The organism is Pantoea sp. EABMAA-21 (genome assembly GCF_030053335.1).
Lineage (GTDB): Bacteria > Pseudomonadota > Gammaproteobacteria > Enterobacterales > Enterobacteriaceae > Pantoea > Pantoea communis.
In genome coordinates this window covers 165293-185194 of the sequence record NZ_JASGBX010000008.1, presented here as the reverse complement: position 1 = coordinate 185194, position 19902 = coordinate 165293, and the positions used below count along the sequence as shown (strand labels likewise).

The window sequence follows — 19902 nt, the reverse complement described above, 5'->3', positions numbered from 1 at the left end:
GTTAATGTTCTCTGGTATCAAAGGTTTTTGGCGGCACAGGATCGTCACCACCCGGGTTCAAAGGGTGGCATTTTAATACGCGTTTTATCGTCAACCAACTACCTTTTACGACGCCGAAACGGCGTAATGCCTCAATCCCATACTGCGAGCAGGTGGGATGGAACCGACAATGAGGTCCAAGTAGTGGGCTGATGGCGCGTTGATAAACGCGTATCAGGGCGATCAGGAGCCGCGAGCCAGGCGACAGTGACGACGCCATAATTTCTCCAACGCTTCCGTTAACGCACGGTTATCGAGGTCAGCAATCCCCTTTTTCGCCACGATGACAAAATCCATCGCAGGCAGCTCATGTTGGCGCAGACGAAAGCTTTCGCGGGTCAATCGCTTGATCCGGTTGCGTTCATGGGCGCGTTTCACATGCTTTTTGGCGACGGTAAGACCGATGCGGGGATGCCCCAGCGAGTTAAGGCGGCCGAGGATGGTGATTTGCGGCGTACCGGCTCTTTGTGGCTGCTGGAAGACGAAAGTGAAATGAGTGGGAGTTAACAAACGTAACTCCCTGGGAAATGCGAGCTTAACCACGAGGGTTAGCTTTATTACTTAGAAACGGTCAAACGAGCACGGCCTTTAGCACGACGACGTGCCAGAACCTGACGACCATTTTTTGTTGCCATACGAGCACGGAAACCGTGTGAACGGTTGCGCTTCAGTACGGACGGTTGAAAAGTGCGTTTCATGGCGATTTCTACCTAAACTTGAAAATTTTCACTGGGTGACGCGTTTTCGGGCCAGTAAATCGACCTACGCCTCAATGTGTCTTTAATAAAGAGGCGGGATTGTAATAATTGTACAGTCCAGAGTCAATTTACTTCGCAGTTCGCGGCACCTGGAAACCAGATACAGCCCGCTGATTCCGGGCATCAAGGCTTCACGCAATAATGCCGGGTGGGGAATTATACGGGCTATAGGGTAAAGCGCAAGGATCGCGCAGGATCTTCTTGCGATCAATTTGCAGATTTATTGCGCGGAAACGAGAGGCGACCAGAAAAATTGCCTCTTTCAGCAAGATCACCGCTCGCTTTTTCCACAGAAAGCGTAAACTCATTAGCGCTTCACTAGCCTGTGGATAAATTGGATCAAAACTGTGTAGAAAGGGAAGATCTCTGTGCCGCTTTGCGCTATGATCCGCCCTTCCGCTGACGATCCTCACTGCGATCGCCAGGGATGACTACCGCGGATAGCGGTCGCAGGCGCTTTCTGATCGCCTGTGTCAAAAAAGACAGTTTCTATTATTAGCGCCTGAAATTCTTATCGATTTTGTACGAGTGGAGTCCGCCGTGTCACTTACGCTTTGGCAACAGTGTCTTGCCCGTTTGCAGGATGAGCTTCCTGCCACCGAATTCAGCATGTGGATTCGTCCGCTGCAAGCTGAATTAAACGACAATACGCTGACCTTGTATGCACCAAATCGGTTTGTACTCGACTGGGTTCGGGATAAATATCTCAATAGTATTAATGGGCTGCTGAATGAATTCTGCGGTCCGAATGTGCCTTTGCTGCGTTTTGAAGTGGGCACGCGCCCGGCTGCGCAGGTTGCAACCAGCCAGCCAGCCATGGCGGCTTACAGCACCCCTGCTCCTGTTGAAAACCGTCCTGCTCCGGCGCAAATCTTGCGTCCAAGCTGGGACTCAGTGCCCGCCCCGGCGGATGTCACCTACCGCTCAAATGTGAATAACCGCCATAACTTCGATAACTTCGTTGAAGGTAAATCTAACCAACTGGCGCGCGCGGCGGCACGTCAGGTGGCGGATAACCCTGGTGGCGCTTACAACCCGCTCTTCCTTTATGGCGGAACCGGTTTAGGTAAAACTCACCTGTTACATGCAGTGGGAAATGGCATTATTGCGCGCAAGCCGAATGCCAAAGTGGTTTACATGCACTCAGAACGTTTTGTGCAGGACATGGTAAAAGCGCTGCAGAACAACGCCATTGAAGAATTTAAGCGTTATTACCGCTCCGTCGATGCACTGTTGATCGATGACATTCAGTTCTTTGCCAATAAAGAGCGCTCGCAGGAAGAGTTTTTCCATACCTTTAACGCCCTGCTGGAAGGCAATCAGCAGATCATTTTGACCTCGGATCGCTATCCTAAAGAGATCAATGGTGTTGAAGATCGCCTGAAGTCGCGCTTTGGCTGGGGATTAACCGTCGCGATCGAGCCGCCTGAGCTGGAAACGCGTGTGGCGATCCTGATGAAGAAAGCGGATGAAAACGATATCCGCCTGCCGGGAGAAGTCGCCTTCTTTATTGCCAAGCGTCTGCGCTCCAATGTGCGTGAGTTGGAAGGTGCGCTGAACCGCGTCATCGCCAATGCCAACTTTACCGGCCGCGCGATCACCATCGATTTCGTGCGCGAAGCGCTGCGGGATTTGCTGGCGCTGCAGGAAAAGCTGGTCACCATCGATAACATCCAGAAAACGGTGGCCGAATACTACAAGATCAAAGTCGCGGATTTACTGTCGAAGCGCCGTTCGCGCTCGGTGGCACGTCCGCGTCAGATGGCAATGGCAATGGCGAAAGAGTTGACCAACCATAGCCTGCCGGAAATTGGCGATGCGTTTGGTGGCCGCGATCATACCACCGTGCTCCATGCCTGCCGTAAAATTGAGCAGTTGCGTGAAGAGAGCCACGACATCAAAGAAGATTTCTCTAACCTCATTCGAACATTATCTTCCTGACGCATATGAAATTTATTGTAGAACGTGAGCAGTTGCTGAAACCACTGCAACAGGTTAGCGGCCCGCTTGGTGGACGCCCGACCTTACCGATCCTCGGAAATTTACTGTTGCAGGTGAGTGAAGGCGTACTGCGTCTGACCGGCACCGATTTGGAAATGGAGATGGTGGCCCGCGTTGCATTAACGCAGCCCCACGAGCCCGGTGCGACCACCGTGCCCGCGCGTAAATTCCTCGATATCTGTCGCGGTTTGCCAGAGGGGGCGGAAATTAGCCTGACGCTGGAAGGTGACAGAATGCTGGTGCGTTCTGGCCGTAGCCGTTTTTCCTTATCGACGCTGCCCGCCACTGACTTCCCTAATCTGGATGACTGGCAGAGCGAGGTGGAATTCACCTTGCCGCAGGCCACGCTGAAACGTCTGATCGAAGCGACCCAGTTCTCAATGGCGCATCAGGATGTGCGTTACTACCTCAACGGCATGCTGTTTGAGACTGAAGGTGAAGAGTTACGCACCGTCGCTACTGATGGTCACCGTCTGGCAGTCTGCTCCATGCCGATTGGCCAGGCGTTGCCTAACCATTCGGTGATCGTGCCACGTAAAGGCGTGATTGAATTAGTCCGTCTGCTGGATGGCGGCGAGACTCCGCTGCAGGTGCAGATCGGCAGCAGCAACATTCGCGCGCACGTTGGTGACTTCATCTTCACCTCTAAGCTTGTTGATGGACGTTTCCCTGATTATCGCCGCGTATTGCCGAAGAACCCGGATAAAGCGCTGGAGGCCGGTTGCGATCTGCTGAAGCAGGCGTTTGCCCGTGCAGCGATTCTCTCGAATGAGAAGTTCCGCGGTGTTCGTATCTATATCACCGAAAGTCAGCTCAAGATCACCGCCAATAACCCTGAACAGGAAGAAGCGGAAGAGATGCTGGATGTGTCGTATAGCGGCACTGAACTGGAGATCGGCTTTAACGTGAGTTACGTGTTAGATGTGCTGAATGCGCTGAAATGCGAAAACGTGCGTTTGCTGCTGACCGATTCGGTTTCGAGTGTGCAAATTGAAGACGTTGCCAGCCCAGCGGCGGCATACGTCGTCATGCCAATGCGCTTGTGATTTTATAGCGGGCTAACTTACTCGCTATTTTGCCCCCGGGCAGTGCTCGTCCCTGGTCACATACTTCAGTATGCTCCCAGGGACTGCGCGCTGGCCGTGAGCAAACGAGCTTCGCCGTTAACGCCCTCGATGGCAGGGTTAGGTGAAAACCACTTCTTAATGCGCAGCTGGATTCGTTCATGGCTTTAACCCGCCTCCTGATTAAAGATTTCCGCAACATCGAGCAGGCCGATCTCACGCTGGCACCAGGCTTTAATTTCCTCGTGGGTGCTAACGGCAGCGGTAAAACCAGCGTGCTGGAGGCTATCTACACCCTCGGACATGGCCGCGCATTTCGCAGTTTGCAGGCTGGACGCGTCATTCGTCACGATCAGGATGCGTTTGTCCTGCACGGACGAATTGAAGGCAGTGAGCGCGAATTGGCCGTGGGGCTGACCAAAAATCGCGCCGGTGATAGCAAAGTGCGCATCGACGGCAGTGACGGTCATAAAGTGGCGGAGCTGGCGCAATTGCTGCCGATGCAGTTGATCACGCCGGAAGGGTTTACTTTGCTCAACGGCGGCCCCAAATACCGTAGAGCCTATATTGATTGGGGATGCTTTCACTCCGCACCCGGTTTCTTCAATGCCTGGAATAATCTACGGCGTCTGATGAAACAGCGTAACGCCGCGCTGAGACAAGTTTCGCGTTACAGCCAAATTCGCCCGTGGGATCAGGAACTGGTGCCGCTGGCCGAACAGATTAGCCAGTGGCGAGCCGAGTACAGTGCGGCGATCTCGAAAGAGATCATCGCTACCTGCAGTCAATTTTTACCAGAGTTTGAGTTGTCGTTTTCGTTTCAGCGCGGCTGGGATAAAGAGAGCGACTTTGCCGAACTGCTGGAACGTAATTTCGAGCGCGATCGCGCGCTCACCTATACCGCCAGCGGCCCGCACAAAGCGGATTTTCGCATCCGTGCGGAAGGCACGCCGGTGGAAGATTTACTCTCACGCGGTCAATTAAAGCTGCTGATGTGTGCTCTGCGTTTAGCGCAGGGCGAGTATCTGACTCGCAGCAGCGGACGTCGCTGTTTGTACCTGATTGATGACTTTGCCTCGGAGCTGGACGATTCGCGTCGTCGGTTGCTGGCCGAGCGCCTGAAAGCCACGCAGGCTCAGGTATTTGTCAGCGCCATTGGTGTCGAACATGTAATCGACATGAGTGACGAAAAGGGCAAGATGTTCCGCGTGGAACAGGGTAAAATAGCGGTTCAACCTGAAGATTAAATGAGCGAGAAACGTTGATGTCGAATTCTTATGACTCCTCAAGTATCAAAGTCCTTAAAGGGCTTGATGCGGTACGCAAACGCCCGGGTATGTATATCGGTGATACCGATGACGGCACCGGTCTGCATCACATGGTATTCGAGGTCGTGGATAACGCAATCGACGAAGCGCTCGCGGGTCACTGTAGTGACATCGTCGTCACCATCCATGCGGACAATTCTGTGTCTGTTCAGGATGATGGCCGTGGTATTCCGACCGGCATTCACCCGGAAGAGGGTGTGTCTGCGGCAGAAGTGATCATGACCGTGCTGCACGCCGGCGGTAAATTCGACGATAACTCGTATAAAGTGTCCGGTGGTCTGCACGGCGTGGGCGTGTCAGTGGTTAACGCCCTTTCGCAGAAGCTGGAACTGACCATTCGCCGCGAAGGTAAAGTGCATCAGCAGATTTACCAGCACGGTGTGCCGCAGGCACCGCTGGCGGTATCCGGTGATACTGAAACCACCGGTACACGCGTCCGTTTCTGGCCGAGCTACGAAACCTTCACCAATGTGGTGGAGTTCGAGTATGACATTTTGGCGAAACGCCTGCGTGAACTCTCCTTCCTGAACTCGGGTGTTTCTATCCGTCTGGAAGACAAGCGTGACGGCAAGAGCGACCACTTCCACTACGAAGGCGGCATCAAGGCGTTTGTTGAGTACCTCAACAAGAATAAAACCCCGATTCACCCAACCGTGTTCTATTTCTCTAACGAGAAAGACGGCATTGGTGTGGAAGTCGCGCTGCAGTGGAACGATGGTTTCCAGGAAAACATCTACTGCTTCACCAACAACATTCCACAGCGCGATGGCGGTACGCACCTTGCGGGCTTCCGTGCGGCAATGACGCGTACGCTGAACGCTTATATGGACAAAGAAGGCTACAGCAAAAAAGCCAAAGTCAGCGCCACCGGTGATGATGCGCGTGAAGGCCTGATTGCTGTGGTCTCGGTGAAAGTGCCGGATCCAAAGTTCTCCTCACAGACCAAAGACAAACTGGTCTCTTCTGAGGTGAAATCCGCGGTTGAGCAGCAGATGAACGAACTGCTGAGCGAATACCTGCTGGAAAACCCGTCAGACGCGAAAATCGTGGTTGGCAAAATTATCGATGCCGCGCGTGCACGTGAAGCGGCGCGCCGCGCCCGTGAAATGACCCGTCGTAAAGGCGCGCTGGACTTGGCTGGTCTGCCGGGCAAGCTGGCTGATTGCCAGGAACGTGACCCTGCGCTGTCTGAAATTTACCTTGTGGAAGGGGACTCAGCGGGCGGCTCTGCCAAGCAGGGACGTAACCGTAAGAACCAGGCGATCCTGCCGCTGAAAGGTAAAATCCTCAACGTGGAGAAAGCGCGTTTCGACAAGATGCTCTCCTCTCAGGAAGTGGCGACGCTGATCACCGCACTCGGCTGTGGTATTGGTCGCGACGAATACAACCCGGATAAACTGCGTTATCACAGCATCATCATCATGACCGATGCCGACGTCGATGGCTCGCACATCCGTACGCTGCTGTTGACCTTCTTCTATCGTCAGATGCCGGAAATCGTCGAGCGTGGTCATGTTTATATTGCTCAGCCGCCACTTTACAAAGTGAAGAAAGGCAAGCAGGAACAATACATTAAAGATGACGAAGCGATGGATCAGTACCAGATCGCTATCGCACTGGATGGCGCAACACTGCACACCAACGCCAGCGCACCGGCGCTCGGCGGCCAGCCGCTGGAAAATCTGGTGGGTGATTTCAACAGCACCCAGCGCATGATCAAGCGTATGGAACGTCGCTTCCCAACGGCAATGCTGCGTGGCCTGATCTACCATCCAACCCTCAGCGATCTCAGCAATGAAGCCGCAGTTAAAGGCTGGATTGAAGGTTTAGTCGCATACCTGAGCGAGCGCGAAGCGCACGGCAGCAGCTATATGGCGCACGTACGCACCAACAGCGAACTGAACGTGTTCGAGCCGGTATTGCGTGTGCGTACGCACGGCGTTGATACCGACTATCCGATGGACAGCGAGTTCATTGATGGACCGGAATACCGTAAAATCTGTGGTCTGGGCGAGCAGCTGCGAGGCCTGATTGAAGAAGATGCGTTTATCGAACGTGGCGATCGCCGTCAGCCAGTGACCAGCTTCGAGCAGGCAATTGAGTGGCTGGTGAAAGAGTCGCGCCGTGGTCTGTCAGTCCAGCGCTATAAAGGTCTGGGCGAGATGAACCCAGAGCAGCTGTGGGAAACTACCATGGATCCAGACAGCCGCCGCATGCTGCGCGTCACCATCAAAGACGCCATCGCGGCTGACCAGCTGTTCACCACGCTGATGGGCGATGCGGTTGAACCGCGCCGCGCCTTCATCGAAGAGAACGCGCTGAAAGCCGCTAACATCGATATCTGATTTGTCACATCAACCCTTCCCAATCGGGAAGGGTTTTTTATTCCCCCTATTTTGTTATCCGCCTGACAATCTTCTTTTTCCTTGAAAAACATCTGCATTCGCTTTTGTTTGCTTCCGTTTTTTCCCGAGTGCTGAGATCCGCATCACTTTCATAAACAGTTGTCTCCCTTACGCTTGCGAGCGAAACGGAGGGAAACGCATGTTTTTGGAAGAACGACGTAGCCAGATTTTGCAATGGCTGGATGAGCACGAACGGGTCACGGTTAATGGATTGGCAAGCCAGTTAGGCGTGACACGAGAAACCATTCGTACCGATCTCAGTGCACTGGCACAGCAGGGCTTAGTGCAGCGCTGCTATGGTGGAGCGATTGCGTTACGCCGCAATTTGCAGGAAAAGCTCATCAGCGAAAGCGGCAACTTTGAGGTGTTGCTACAACGCCTGCAGTCACGTAAAGGCCAGATAAAGTCATCCGGTAAGCAGGGGAAAGTCTGCATTCTTGGTGCTTTTAACGTCGATATCGTGGCGAAAGTGGCGCAGTTTCCGCAAAGTGGCGAATCACTGATGGCGTTAGGCAGCACGCTGGGGCCTGGCGGTAAAGGCGCCAATCAGGCGATGGCCGCTAGCTGTGCGGGTACGCGCGTCCATTTTGTGGCCAAAGTCGGTACCGATCAATTCAGCCAGTTTGCGTTCGATCATCTCTCCGCTTCCGACATTCACTCCTTTCGTCTCTATCAGACCGATACCGAACCCACGGGCAGCGCCATCATTTATGTCTCGCAAGAAAATGGCGAGAACATGATTGCCATCTATTCGGGTGCCAACAAAACCATTACCGACGAAGAGATTGCTGAACTCACGCATGAATTAACCGATGCGGATGTGATGCTACTGCAGTTGGAAAACAACTTTGAAGCTACCCGCAGCGCCATCCGTCTCGCACACACCATGGGCGTGCGCGTCATTATGAACCCTGCGCCATTTTCCCCTGACGTGGTGAGCTGCCTGCCGATGATTGATGTACTCACGCCGAATGAAACCGAAGCTTCGCGTCTGTCTGGCATTGAAATCCATGATGTCCCCAGCGCACGCGCGGCTGCTCAGGCCATTGTCGCACTGGGCGCGCGGAGGGTGATCATCACCATGGGATCGCGCGGTGCACTGCTGTTTGATAACCAACAATTTCACCATATTCCGGCATTTCCTGCGCTCAGCGTGGATACCACGGGCGCGGGCGATGCCTTCAACGGCGCGTTGGCGGCGGCACTCGCTCAGGGCCAAAGCTTGCTGCAAGCGGCGACCTGGGCCTCTGCTTTTGCTTCGCTCGCTGTTGAACGAGAAGGGGCAAGCAACATGCCCGATCGTCAGCAGGTGCTGACCCGACTTCAACAACGATAAACCAGATAACTAATCACAGCGGCCTTTCGCTGGCAGGAGAGATGATGAAAAAGATTGAAGGCATTGTACCGGTCATGCTGACCCCGTTTACCCCAGATAACCAGATTGATTATTCCGGCCTGGAAAAGCTAATTAGCTGGTACTTAAAAGAGGGCGTGGATGCGCTATTCGCGGTGTGCCAGTCGAGTGAGATGCAGTATCTCAGCCTTGAGGAGCGAGTAGAACTGGCTCGCTTTGTGGTACAGAAAGTAGAAGGCCGTGTGCCCGTTATCGCCTCAGGCCATATCAGTGATGATCTGGCAGAGCAAACTAAAGAGCTGCAGGCTATGGCCAATACCGGGATTGATGCTTTGGTCCTGGTGACCAACCACCTCGATCCTCAAAATCAGGGCAGCGAAGCATTCTATACCCATCTCAATCATCTGTTGGAATCGTTACCCGCAGACATGCCATTGGGGCTTTATGAGTGCCCGGCGCCATATCGTCGACTGTTGAGTGATGAAGAGTTCAGTTTCTGCGCCAATAGTGGCCGTTTTGTGGTGCTGAAAGATGTGAGCTGCGATCTGCCAACTGTTGAGCGCCGCGTCAAACTGGCTCAGGGCACGCCACTGGCCATTATCAATGCGAATGCCGCGATTGCCTGGCCGGCGATGCAAGCGGGATCCAAAGGTTTCAGCGGTGTGTTCACCAACTTCCACCCGGGCTTATATCACTGGCTTTATCACCATGGCGCACAGCAGCCGGAAAAAGCCCATGAACTGTCGCTGTTCCTGTCGCTGAGCGCTGTGACTGAAACGCTCGGCTATCCAAAAAACGCCAAGATTTATCACCAGCGACTGGGCACGTTTGCCAGTGAGCACTGCCGGGTGAACAAAGACAACGTGCTGGAAAAATTCTGGGGATTGAGCGTGCTGCTCGATCAAATCCGTGATGGCAGTGCGTTGTGGCAGCCACGTGTAGCCAAATAACACCTCTCAGGGAGGATGCTTATCCTCCCGCTGTACCTGAACCCTCTAACGATAACGACACGGGAAGACATCATGATTGTATGCGATCGACTGGACTGGACGCGCGAGCGCCACGCTTTTCATCCCATAGTTGACCAGGCTATTCGCTGGATTGCGGATACCGATTTCAGCCAGCTGGAAGCAGGGAAATACGATTTACTGCCCAACAACCAGATGTTCTGTCTGGTGCAGGAAATGGAGACCGAGCCGGCGAGTGCGCGCCGTGCGGAGTCGCACTTTAACTATGTTGATATTCAATATTTACTGGAAGGACGTGAAAATATCGGCGTGGCGCGTGCGCATCCGCAGCATGTCATTACTGAAGATTTGCGCAATGAACGAGATGTGGTGTTTTATCAGGACACCATCAATGAATCGATGATTACCTTAACGCCTGGCCAATTCGCGCTGTTTTTCCCGCACGATGTGCATCGCCCATGCTGTGCCGCGCCCGAAGTACAGCGCATTCGCAAAGCAGTGATTAAAATCCATCTCGACCTGTTTACTGCACCGCAGGAGGCGTCATGAAACCTTCTGCGCATACCTTATCTGATGCGACCATTACCCAGCCGACAACCATAGGTAAACTGCGCTGGGGCATCGTCCTCCTTCTGTTGTTGGCAGCGGTGGTTAACTATCTTGATCGCGCCAACCTGAGCATTGCCAACACCACCATTGCCGCTGAATTTGGTTTCTCTCAAACGGAAATGGGCTTGTTACTTTCCGCGTTCCTCTGGCCTTATGCGCTGGCGAATTTACCCGCTGGCTGGCTGGTGGATAAGTTTGGCCCGAAGAAAATGTTTTCATGGGCGCTTGGCTTATGGTCCACGTTTACTGTGCTGGCGGCGTTTGTGAACAGCTACAGCTTCTTCTATGGCTTACGCATGATGTTAGGGATCGCCGAATCGCCGTTTTTCACTTCGGGCATTAAGATCACCCATCGCTGGTTTGGTGATAACGAGCGAGGCTTACCCACGGCGATCATCAATACCGGTTCGCAAATCGCAAATGCGATTGCCCCTCCGATTCTGACCGTACTGTTGCTGACATTCGGCTGGCGCGGCATGTTTGTCGCCATTGGCTTAATGGGGATCCCATTACTGCTGGCGTGGTGGAAGTTTTATCGTGATCCAGAAGCGCGTGAAGATGCTTTGCTGCATGCCGGGCAGCGCAGTGTCGCTGCACCAGAAGAGAAGGCACAAGCCAGTTGGGGCGCACTGTTCCGCCATAGCACCACCTGGTTTATGGTGATCGGCAACTTCTCCATCATGTTCACTATTTGGGTCTATCTCACCTGGCTGCCCGGCTATCTGGAAAAATCCCTGGGTTTCAGTCTCAAAGCCACTGGTTGGATCGCCTCGATTCCATTCTTCGCCGGCATTTTAGGCGTGCTGGTGGGCGGTATGCTGTCCGATCGATTAGTGCGTCGCGGTGTGCGGGCAATCACCGCGCGTAAAGTTCCGATTGTGACTGGCGCAGCATTGGCCGCCTGCTTCGTGGCACCGATCCCCTTCGTGGATAGTACGCCACTGGCAATTGGCCTGCTGGCCATGGGCTACTTCTGTTCGCAGATGCCACAAGGGGCACTTTGGACGCTTGCCAGTGATATTGCACCAAAATCTCAGGTGGCTTCCCTTGGTGCGATTCAGAACTTTGGTGGCTTCCTCGGCGCAGCAATGGCACCCATTGTCACGGGCATCATCCTGGATACTACCGGCAAATTTACCAACGTGTTCTTGCTGGGAGCGGGCTTGCTAATGCTGGGTGCGCTGAGCTATGGCTTGTTTGTCCGCAAGCCGCTGACCGCAAAATAGCCTGAAGTGCCGTCCGTTGCCGATTAACTGGTCAATGTGAGCTGAATCGCGCTAGCATTAAACAAACTCTGACTTAACCGAGGATGTTATGGCGATAAAATTGATTGCGATCGATATGGACGGCACGCTGCTCAACCCGCAGCACGAAGTGACGGCGGCGGTGAAATCGGCGATTGGTCGTGCGCGTGATAAAGGCGTTTCCATTGTGCTGGCGACCGGTCGTCCGTTGGTGGGCATTGAGCGCTATCTGATGGAACTCGATATGCAGCAGCCCGGCCAGTATTGCATCAGTAACAACGGTGCGCTGGTGCACAGCGCGGATAGCGGCGATGTGGTGGCAGAAAAAACGCTGAGCTTTGATGACTATCTTTATCTGGAACAGCTGGCGCGCGACCTCGGCGTGCATTTCCAGGCATTCGACAAATCTTTCCTCTACACGCCAAATAAAGACATCAGCGAATATACCATCCATGAAGCCAGCCTGACCGGCATTCCGGTTCGCTACCGCGCGGTAGAAGAGATGGACCCGGCCACTCGCTTCCCGAAACTGATGATGATCGACAAGCCACATTTGCTGGATAAAGCGATTGCTGGCCTGCCTGCGCGTGCCCGTGACAGCTACACCATCCTGAAAAGTGCGCCGTACTACCTCGAAATTCTCAATCCACTGGTCAACAAAGGCTACGGCGTGAAAATGCTGGCGGACAAACTCGGCCTGCAGCAGTCGGAAGTGATGGCGATTGGCGATCAGGAAAACGACCTGGCGATGATTGAGTACGCGGGAACCGGCGTGGCGATGGGTAATGCCATTGATTCAGTCAAAAACATTGCGCAGTTCGTGACCAAAACCAATTTGGAAGATGGCGTCGCGCATGCCATTGAAGAGCTGGTGCTGTAATCCTTTCTTTTGCGGGCAGCGTGCTGCTGTCCGCCTCTCTGAATTCATTCTGCAAATGTCCATCGGTCGCCATCAATGCCGACACGACGAATGATCGTTACGGTTTCCGTGAAGCAGCTATTCATACTTCATAAATAATGAACCCGCGAACGATCAGTCTCGTTTCCACCCGGTGCGCATTGCTTCACCATGAATGATCACCCAACGAGCGAGCTTCTAAGTTTCTGCCTGGGGCACACTGATCCGTCATAATTGATGCCCCAACTCACACTCAGCTTGATTTAATCGGGTACACATTTATGCGTCGATGAATTGTCTATTATGTGATCCAGATTGTAGTACAACTTGTTTGGTTAGTACTACAATCTGCGTCGTGACGTGAGGTGTCTGTTAGTTTTCACGCGTCGAAAGCAGTAATCTGATGGGCTACCGTCTTTCACTGAATGGAACATCATGACGCAAGAACAATTAAGCAAAACTGAGCGCATCATCCTGACGCTGGGTGAAGAAATTGTAGCAGGGAAGTATGTGCCGGGCGCCGCGTTGCCAGCCGAAGCCGAGTTGTGTGAACGGTTTGGCACCTCGCGAAACATCATCCGCGAAGTATTTCGCTCGCTGATGGCAAAGCGATTGATTGAAATGAAGCGTTACCGTGGCGCCTTTGTCACCCCGCGCAATCAGTGGAATTACCTCGACAGCGATGTCCTGCAATGGGCACTGGCGCACGATCAAGATCCCAGGCTGATTGCCGCCATGAGTGAAGTGCGCGTGCTGGTGGAGCCGCAGATTGCGCGCTGGTCGGCGGAACGCGCGACCTCCAACGATTTGGCGGCGATTGAGCAGGCTTATAACGACATGGTTGCCCATCATCTCGATCGGGAAGCATTCAATGAGGCGGATATCCGCTACCACGAAGCGGTGCTGGCTTCGGTGCACAATCCGGTATTGCAGCAGCTTAATGTGGCGATCAGCCAGTTACAGAAAGCGGTGTTTGCGAAAACCTACATGGCGGATTCCGGCAACATGCCGCGCACCTTAGCCGAACACAAGGCGCTGTTTGATGCCATCCGACATCAGGATGGTGATGCGGCGGAGCAGGCGGCAAAAGCGATGATCGCCAGCTCCACCGCCCGACTCAAGGAGATTATGTGACCAGCTATATCGCGATTGATTGGGGTTCAACCAATCTGCGTGCCTGGCATTATCAGCAGGGTAACTGCGTTGATGAGCGCCGGTCAGAAGCGGGCGTCACGCGTCTTGGCGGACGCACGCCTGCAGAGGTCTTTGCCAGTGTGACAGACGGCTGGCCAGTGAATGATGTGCCGGTGGTGATGGCGGGCATGGTCGGTAGCAATGCAGGCTGGCTTACGGTGCCTTATCTGGCCTGTCCTGTGGCACTGGATCAACTCAGCAGCCGCCTGACCCGCGTTGAAGATAAAGCGTGGATCGTGCCGGGATTGAGCGTCGAACGTGCTGACAACTACAACGTGATGCGCGGTGAAGAGACACAGTTGCTAGGTGCCTCCGCGCTGCAACCCGCTATGCAGTATGTGATGCCTGGCACGCATGCCAAATGGGTGCAGGTGGAGCAGCAGCGTGTGCAGGATTTCCGCACGGTGATGACGGGCGAACTGCATCATCTGCTGCTGAAACAGTCGCTAATCGGTGCGGGTTTACCCGAACAGGAAGAGAATGCCGCCGCTTTCCGTGAGGGCTTAGCGGTCGGCAGCCACGACGCATCGATCCTTTCCCGGCTGTTCGAAGTGCGTGCTTCTCATGTATTGGGCGCACGCGATCGCCGCCATATCAGCGATTTCCTATCCGGCCTGCTGATTGGTCATGAAGTGGCGCTGATGACGCAACACGCGGATCGCCGCCAACCGATCATCATTATTGCCGGGAACGCGCTGGCGCAGCGTTATCAGCAGGCGCTGCAATTTATCGGCATGGATTCAGTCACCCTGGAAGGCGACCGCGCGTTCCAGCATGGAATAAGGAGTATTGCAGATGACCTGGCACACTAAATTGCCATTGATCGCCATCCTGCGTGGCATCACGCCAGACGAGGCCGAAGCGCACGTGGGTGCCCTAATCGAAGCGGGTTTCGATGCCATTGAAATCCCGCTGAATTCCCCGAAATGGGCCAAAAGCATCGGCGCGATGGTGCAGACTTTCGGCGATAAAGCGCTGATCGGTGCGGGCACCGTGTTGCATCCGGCGCAGGTCGATGAACTGGCCACGCTTAACAGCAAGCTGGTGGTGACGCCGAATACCGATGCGGCAGTCATCCGTCAGGCCGTGGCGAAAGGGATGATTGTTGCAGCGGGTTGCGCCACCGCCACCGAAGCCTTTACCGCACTGCAAGCGGGCGCCCAGGCGCTGAAAATCTTCCCATCGTCGGCGTTTGGTCCGGGCTACATCAAGGCCTTGAAAGCGGTGCTGCCGCCGGAAGTGCCGGTGTTTGCGGTGGGCGGCGTGACGCCAGAAAACCTGCATGAATTTTTGGCCGCGGGCTGCATTGGCGCAGGTTTGGGCAGCGATCTCTATCGCGCTGGCCAGCCGCTGTCGCGCACTGTGGAGAAAGCTCGCGCATTTATTGCTGCTTATAAGGATGCTGTACGATGAAAATTACCAAACTGACCACTTATCGCCTGCCGCCGCGCTGGATGTTCCTGAAAATCGAAACCGACGAAGGCATCGTTGGCTGGGGCGAACCGGTGATTGAAGGGCGCGCGCGCAGCGTCGAGGCGGCTGTGCATGAGCTGTCGGAATATCTGATTGGTCAGGACCCGGCACGCATCAACGATTTGTGGCAGGTGATGTATCGCGGTGGATTCTATCGCGGTGGTCCGATTTTGATGAGCGCCATCGCCGGTATCGATCAGGCATTGTGGGATATCAAAGGTAAAGCGCTGGGTGTGCCGGTGTATCAGCTGCTTGGTGGTCTGGTGCGTGACAGCATCAAGGCTTACAGCTGGGTGGGGGGCGATCGTCCGGAAGAAGTGGTCGACGGCATCAAGAAACTGCGCAAGATTGGCTTCGATACCTTCAAGCTGAATGGATGCGAAGAGATGGGCATTATCGACAACTCGCGCAAAGTGGATGCAGCGGTGAATACCGTGGCACAGATTCGTGAAGCCTTTGGCAAAGAGATTGAGTTCGGCCTCGATTTCCACGGCCGCGTCAGTGCGCCAATGGCGAAAGTGCTGATCAAAGAGCTGGAGCCTTATCGTCCGCTGTTCATTGAAGAGCCGGTGCTGGCGGAACAGGCGGAATATTATCCGCGTCTGGCGGCGCAAACCCATATTCCGATTGCCGCAGGCGAACGTATGTTCTCGCGCTTCGAGTTCAAACGCGTGCTGGAAGCGGGTGGCCTGGCGATTCTGCAACCGGATCTGTCGCATGCGGGCGGTATCACCGAGTGCTACAAAATTGCCGCGATGGCAGAGTCTTACGATGTAGCGCTGGCACCACACTGTCCGCTCGGCCCAATCGCGCTGGCTGCCTGCCTGCATGTCGATTTCGTTTCACGCAACGCGGTGTTCCAGGAGCAGAGCATGGGCATTCACTATAATCAGGGTGCTGAACTGCTGGATTACGTCATCAATAAAGATGATTTCAAAATGGATGATGGTCACTTCTATCCACTGAATAAACCGGGTCTCGGCGTGGAAATTAACGAAGAGCTGGTGATTGAAAGAAGTAAGAATGCACCAGACTGGCGTAATCCATTATGGCGTTTCCCAGACGGAACGGTCGCTGAGTGGTAATACTCGTCATAATTTAAGCGACAGATGCGTTGGCTGTGCTTACTCACCTTAAGTAAGCTCTTGGGAGTGTATTCCCATGCCACCATTCTGCACGTCGAATTATTTAGGGTATAAGAATTTATAAAACATTTTAGATAAAGATATGCCGGTGAAATAAGGCATAGGGCCTCGCTCAGCCTTTTTCCCGGCAAATGACATTTACCGCCTGTGCGGTTTTACCTTCACTATCCTTACCCTGCATTTGTAGCGGCGGGCATCTTCGCGCCTCAACTACAAATATGATTACGGAGACACACCATGGATCTCTCTGCTGTTCAGGCCAAACCCACCCGGCGTCGTTATATTACGCTGCTGATGATCTTTATTACGGTGGTGATTTGCTATGTCGACCGCGCTAATTTAGCGGTGGCCTCTGCGCATATTCAGGAAGAGTTCGGCATCAGTAAAGCGGAGATGGGATATGTCTTCTCTGCCTTTGCCTGGTTATATACGCTATGCCAGATTCCCGGCGGCTGGTTCCTCGATCGCGTCGGTTCCCGCCTAACCTATTTTATTGCCATCTTCGGCTGGTCGGTCGCCACGTTATTCCAGGGTTTTGCCAGCGGATTATTATCGCTGATAGGCTTGCGTGCCATCACCGGCATCTTTGAAGCACCCGCGTTCCCGACCAACAATCGTCTGGTCACCAGCTGGTTCCCGGAGCAGGAGCGTGCCTCTGCCGTGGGCTTTTATACCTCGGGTCAGTTTGTCGGTCTCGCTTTTCTCACACCGTTGCTGATCTGGATTCAGGAACTGTTGAGCTGGCACTGGGTGTTCATCATCACAGGCGGCATCGGCATCATCTGGTCGCTGGTGTGGATCAAGTTCTATCAAGCCCCAAGCCAGAGCAAAGGTATCAACCAGGCGGAACTGGACTATATCCGTGAAGGGGGGGCGATGGTGGACGGCGATGCTCCCGCGGCGAAAAAAACGCGCATCAAACTCACCGCCGCCGACTGGAAACTGGTGTTCCATCGCAAGCTGTGCGGCGTGTACCTTGGCCAGTTCGCTGTTACCTCTACGCTGTGGTTCTTCCTGACCTGGTTCCCGAACTATCTGACGCAGGAAAAACACATCTCCGCGCTGACAGCAGGCTTTATGACCACCGTGCCGTTCCTCGCCGCCTTCTTTGGTGTGATTCTTTCTGGCATCGTGGCCGATCGTCTGGTGCGCAGCGGGCGTTCCCTTGGTTTTGCGCGTAAGACGCCGATTATCTGTGGATTGCTGATCTCTACCTGCATCATGGGTGCCAACTACACCAACGATCCGGTGTGGATTATGACGCTGATGGCCATCGCGTTCTTCGGCAACGGCTTCGCCTCTATTACCTGGTCGCTGGTGTCGTCGCTGGCGCCGGTTCGCCTGATCGGTTTAACCGGTGGAATGTTTAACTTTATCGGTGGATTGGGCGGCATCACGGTACCGCTGGTGGTGGGCTATCTGGCACAGGATTACGGCTTTGCCCCGGCGCTGGTGTATATCTCCGCCGTGGCATTGGTTGGTGCGCTCTCCTATATCCTGCTGGTGGGGGATGTGAAGCGGGTTGGGTGATCGATAACGTGCGATAAATGGCACCGCTACAACGCCCTGCGATGCGTAGCGGCGCCATTCATTGCGTGTCTGTTCACGATTTATCACGCAATCTGTCAGCCATTCATTGCGCGATCTGTTCATGATTTATCGCGCAATCTATCACTCATTCCTGACGTGATCGATTCGTATTGAATTGCGCCAACTGTTCGCAAATTATTGCGCTGTGACTGCTGCACCTCACCCCATAATCGCGTACTTTGTTCGGCAACTGTTGGATGTAAGGTTGCCTCATGTCAGAAAAACAACTCACCTTTGCACAGCGTCATCATCAGCTCACCAATATCAACGTCTGGACCGCGGACAGCCAGTGGCTGGCGTTTGATGTTCGTCCGTCGGGCGCGTCCTTTACCAGCCTGACCATCGAACGCGTCAACGTCGCGAGCGGTGCGGTCGAGGTGCTGTATCAGGCACGCGACGGTGCGCATGTCGGCGTGGTGACCGTCAGCCCGGATCTGCCGCCGCGCTATGTGTGCATTCATGGCCCTGAGCATCCCGATGCACACTGGCATTATGATTTCCATCATCGTCGCGGCGTCATTATGCAGCAGGGCAATGCGGAAAATCTCGATGCCTGTGACATTACCGCACCTTATACGCCCGGCGCATTGCGCGGCGGCTCGCATGTGCATGTATTCAGTCCAGACGGATCGCGCCTCAGCTATACCTATAACGACCATGTGATGCATGAAAAAGATGCGCGTGAGGATCTGCGTAATGTCGGCGTGGCTGTGCCGCTGCATCCGGTGTGTCCACCGAAACAGCATCCCCGTGAATACGATGGCAGCCATTACTGCGTGCTGGTGAGCCAAACCACGCGCGATCCCCAGCCGGGCAGCGATCAGATTGACCGCGCTTATGAAGAGGGCTGGATTGGCGAGCGCGGATATCAAAAACCAGATGGCAGCTGGCAGCGTTGGGCGCTGGCGTTTATCGGTGATACGCGTGCTGCCAACGGCGATAAAGTGCCGGAAGTGTTTGTGGTGGATTTGCCCGAGGCGCTGAGTGATTACGCCAAACCCGGTGCATCACCGTTACAGGGCACGGCGGATAAACTGCCTGCACCGCCTGCCGGTGTGCAGCAGCGCCGCATCACGCACAGTAAAGGGTTAGCATTGCAGCCACGTCACTGGCTGCGCGCGTCACCGGACGGCAGCACCATCGCCTTCCTGATGGCGGATGAGCAGGGCGTTGTACAGCTGTGGTGTGTGTCGCCCAACGGTGGTTCACCGCGTCAAATCACGCGGCTCAGCAGCACTATTCAGTCGGCATTCAGCTGGCAGCCGTCAGGCGAGGCGATCGCCTTTATTTGCGATAACAGCGTGATGCGCTGTGATGTGGCGACCGGGCACTGCACGCGCTTAACCAAACGCAGCGAGCAGCCGCCTTCCGGTGATGCGGTAGTGTGGTCACCGGACGGCAAACAGATCGCTTATATGCGGGAAATTGAGGGCTGGCGCCAGCTGTTTTGCGTCAGTGCGACGTCGATGGCATAGCGGCGGCAGTCGCCAGGCTGGCGTCAGTGCCAGCCAATTTTTCGCTTTGCAGCACACGGTCATGCGCCGAATCTTTGTCAGTGCGGAAGTAATCCCACGGCAACAGAATCGTATCCAGTACGGCGGAGAAGGGCAGATCGATCACCGCCAGCGGCTTTATCGCCCAGCTGGTATTGTCATCGGCAATCATATCTGCGCTGGCGCGAGTGCCGGGATAATAACCCTGGCTGGCGCCAGTGTGAGACATGACGCTGGAGCAACCCGAAGTAGTCAAAACGCCGCAGACCAGCAGGCCGGTGAGCGGAAAGCTTTTCATCATTTTCATTTCATCATCCCTACAGCCATCACTTCTGGCTG

General features: G+C 54.5%; 20 protein-coding genes. 15 read left to right on the top strand and 5 right to left on the bottom strand.

Translation table 11 applies throughout. The features are described 5' to 3' along the window. Position 1: 1 nt before the first annotated feature. From yidD to QMZ65_RS13985, 4 genes are all read right to left on the bottom strand, one after another. A complete protein-coding gene (yidD, locus tag QMZ65_RS14000; protein WP_007893564.1) occupies positions 2 to 259 on the bottom strand; it encodes a membrane protein insertion efficiency factor YidD in 258 nt (85 codons plus the stop codon). Continuing rightward, positions 223 to 582, bottom strand: coding sequence for a ribonuclease P protein component (rnpA, locus tag QMZ65_RS13995; RefSeq protein ID WP_034830013.1), 360 nt, complete (start codon positions 580 to 582; stop codon positions 223 to 225). Before rnpA ends, yidD begins: the two co-directional genes overlap by 37 nt. A gap of 14 nt (positions 583 to 596) precedes the next feature. Next, positions 597 to 737, bottom strand: a complete 141-nt coding sequence (rpmH, locus tag QMZ65_RS13990; RefSeq protein WP_000831330.1) for a 50S ribosomal protein L34 — start codon at positions 735 to 737, stop codon at positions 597 to 599. Positions 738 to 928: 191 nt separating this feature from the next. After that, on the bottom strand, positions 929 to 1105 hold the full coding sequence (locus QMZ65_RS13985) for a hypothetical protein (RefSeq protein WP_166933364.1): 177 nt from the start codon (positions 1103 to 1105) through the stop codon (positions 929 to 931). 232 nt (positions 1106 to 1337) lie between these two features. On the opposite strand from QMZ65_RS13985, the gene dnaA reads away from it, so the two are divergent. From dnaA to QMZ65_RS13910, 15 genes are all read left to right on the top strand, one after another. Next, positions 1338 to 2738 (top strand): chromosomal replication initiator protein DnaA, encoded by a 1401-nt coding sequence (gene dnaA, locus QMZ65_RS13980; protein WP_097118427.1) that lies wholly within the window; start codon positions 1338 to 1340, stop codon positions 2736 to 2738. A gap of 5 nt (positions 2739 to 2743) precedes the next feature. Then, positions 2744 to 3844: a DNA polymerase III subunit beta gene (dnaN, locus tag QMZ65_RS13975; protein ID WP_283216202.1), complete on the top strand. Its 1101-nt coding sequence runs from the start codon at positions 2744 to 2746 to the stop codon at positions 3842 to 3844. A 179-nt stretch (positions 3845 to 4023) separates the two neighbouring features. Further along, on the top strand, positions 4024 to 5109 hold the full coding sequence (gene recF, locus QMZ65_RS13970) for a DNA replication/repair protein RecF (RefSeq protein WP_034830004.1): 1086 nt from the start codon (positions 4024 to 4026) through the stop codon (positions 5107 to 5109). Positions 5110 to 5126: 17 nt separating this feature from the next. Next, positions 5127 to 7535 (top strand): DNA topoisomerase (ATP-hydrolyzing) subunit B, encoded by a 2409-nt coding sequence (gyrB, locus tag QMZ65_RS13965; protein WP_034830003.1) that lies wholly within the window; start codon positions 5127 to 5129, stop codon positions 7533 to 7535. Positions 7536 to 7734: 199 nt separating this feature from the next. After that, positions 7735 to 8931, top strand: a complete 1197-nt coding sequence (locus tag QMZ65_RS13960; RefSeq protein ID WP_182056766.1) for a PfkB family carbohydrate kinase — start codon at positions 7735 to 7737, stop codon at positions 8929 to 8931. 44 nt (positions 8932 to 8975) lie between these two features. Beyond that, entirely contained in the window at positions 8976 to 9899 is a 924-nt protein-coding gene (locus QMZ65_RS13955; protein WP_283216201.1) for a dihydrodipicolinate synthase family protein, read from the top strand. A 72-nt stretch (positions 9900 to 9971) separates the two neighbouring features. Further along, positions 9972 to 10466, top strand: coding sequence for a NanQ anomerase/TabA/YiaL family protein (locus QMZ65_RS13950; protein ID WP_058961706.1), 495 nt, complete (start codon positions 9972 to 9974; stop codon positions 10464 to 10466). Beyond that, positions 10463 to 11752, top strand: a complete 1290-nt coding sequence (locus QMZ65_RS13945) for an MFS transporter (RefSeq protein ID WP_058961707.1) — start codon at positions 10463 to 10465, stop codon at positions 11750 to 11752. Before QMZ65_RS13950 ends, QMZ65_RS13945 begins: the two co-directional genes overlap by 4 nt. Before the next feature lie 88 nt (positions 11753 to 11840). Further along, positions 11841 to 12650: a sugar-phosphatase gene (gene yidA / locus QMZ65_RS13940; RefSeq protein ID WP_283216200.1), complete on the top strand. Its 810-nt coding sequence runs from the start codon at positions 11841 to 11843 to the stop codon at positions 12648 to 12650. A gap of 453 nt (positions 12651 to 13103) precedes the next feature. Then, the gene (locus QMZ65_RS13935) at positions 13104 to 13802 is read left to right on the top strand and encodes a FadR/GntR family transcriptional regulator (RefSeq protein WP_283216199.1); all 699 of its coding nucleotides are present in this window, start codon (positions 13104 to 13106) and stop codon (positions 13800 to 13802) included. Continuing rightward, positions 13799 to 14674, top strand: coding sequence for a 2-dehydro-3-deoxygalactonokinase (locus QMZ65_RS13930; RefSeq protein ID WP_097118429.1), 876 nt, complete (start codon positions 13799 to 13801; stop codon positions 14672 to 14674). The genes QMZ65_RS13935 and QMZ65_RS13930 overlap by 4 nt, the downstream gene beginning before the upstream one ends. After that, positions 14658 to 15275: a 2-dehydro-3-deoxy-6-phosphogalactonate aldolase gene (locus QMZ65_RS13925; protein WP_160833307.1), complete on the top strand. Its 618-nt coding sequence runs from the start codon at positions 14658 to 14660 to the stop codon at positions 15273 to 15275. The genes QMZ65_RS13930 and QMZ65_RS13925 overlap by 17 nt, the downstream gene beginning before the upstream one ends. Then, positions 15272 to 16420 carry a galactonate dehydratase gene (gene dgoD / locus QMZ65_RS13920; protein WP_034829995.1) on the top strand — a complete coding sequence of 383 codons (1149 nt, stop codon included), beginning with the start codon at positions 15272 to 15274 and terminating at the stop codon, positions 16418 to 16420. The genes QMZ65_RS13925 and dgoD overlap by 4 nt, the downstream gene beginning before the upstream one ends. Before the next feature lie 297 nt (positions 16421 to 16717). Further along, the gene (locus QMZ65_RS13915; RefSeq protein ID WP_160833308.1) at positions 16718 to 18010 is read left to right on the top strand and encodes an MFS transporter; all 1293 of its coding nucleotides are present in this window, start codon (positions 16718 to 16720) and stop codon (positions 18008 to 18010) included. A 272-nt stretch (positions 18011 to 18282) separates the two neighbouring features. After that, positions 18283 to 19545 (top strand): YidR family protein, encoded by a 1263-nt coding sequence (locus tag QMZ65_RS13910; RefSeq protein WP_283216198.1) that lies wholly within the window; start codon positions 18283 to 18285, stop codon positions 19543 to 19545. Here the strand turns inward: QMZ65_RS13910 and QMZ65_RS13905 are convergent. After that, positions 19523 to 19870 carry a YceK/YidQ family lipoprotein gene (locus QMZ65_RS13905; protein WP_034829992.1) on the bottom strand — a complete coding sequence of 116 codons (348 nt, stop codon included), beginning with the start codon at positions 19868 to 19870 and terminating at the stop codon, positions 19523 to 19525. The genes QMZ65_RS13910 and QMZ65_RS13905 overlap by 23 nt on opposite strands. Positions 19871 to 19902 lie beyond the last annotated feature (32 nt).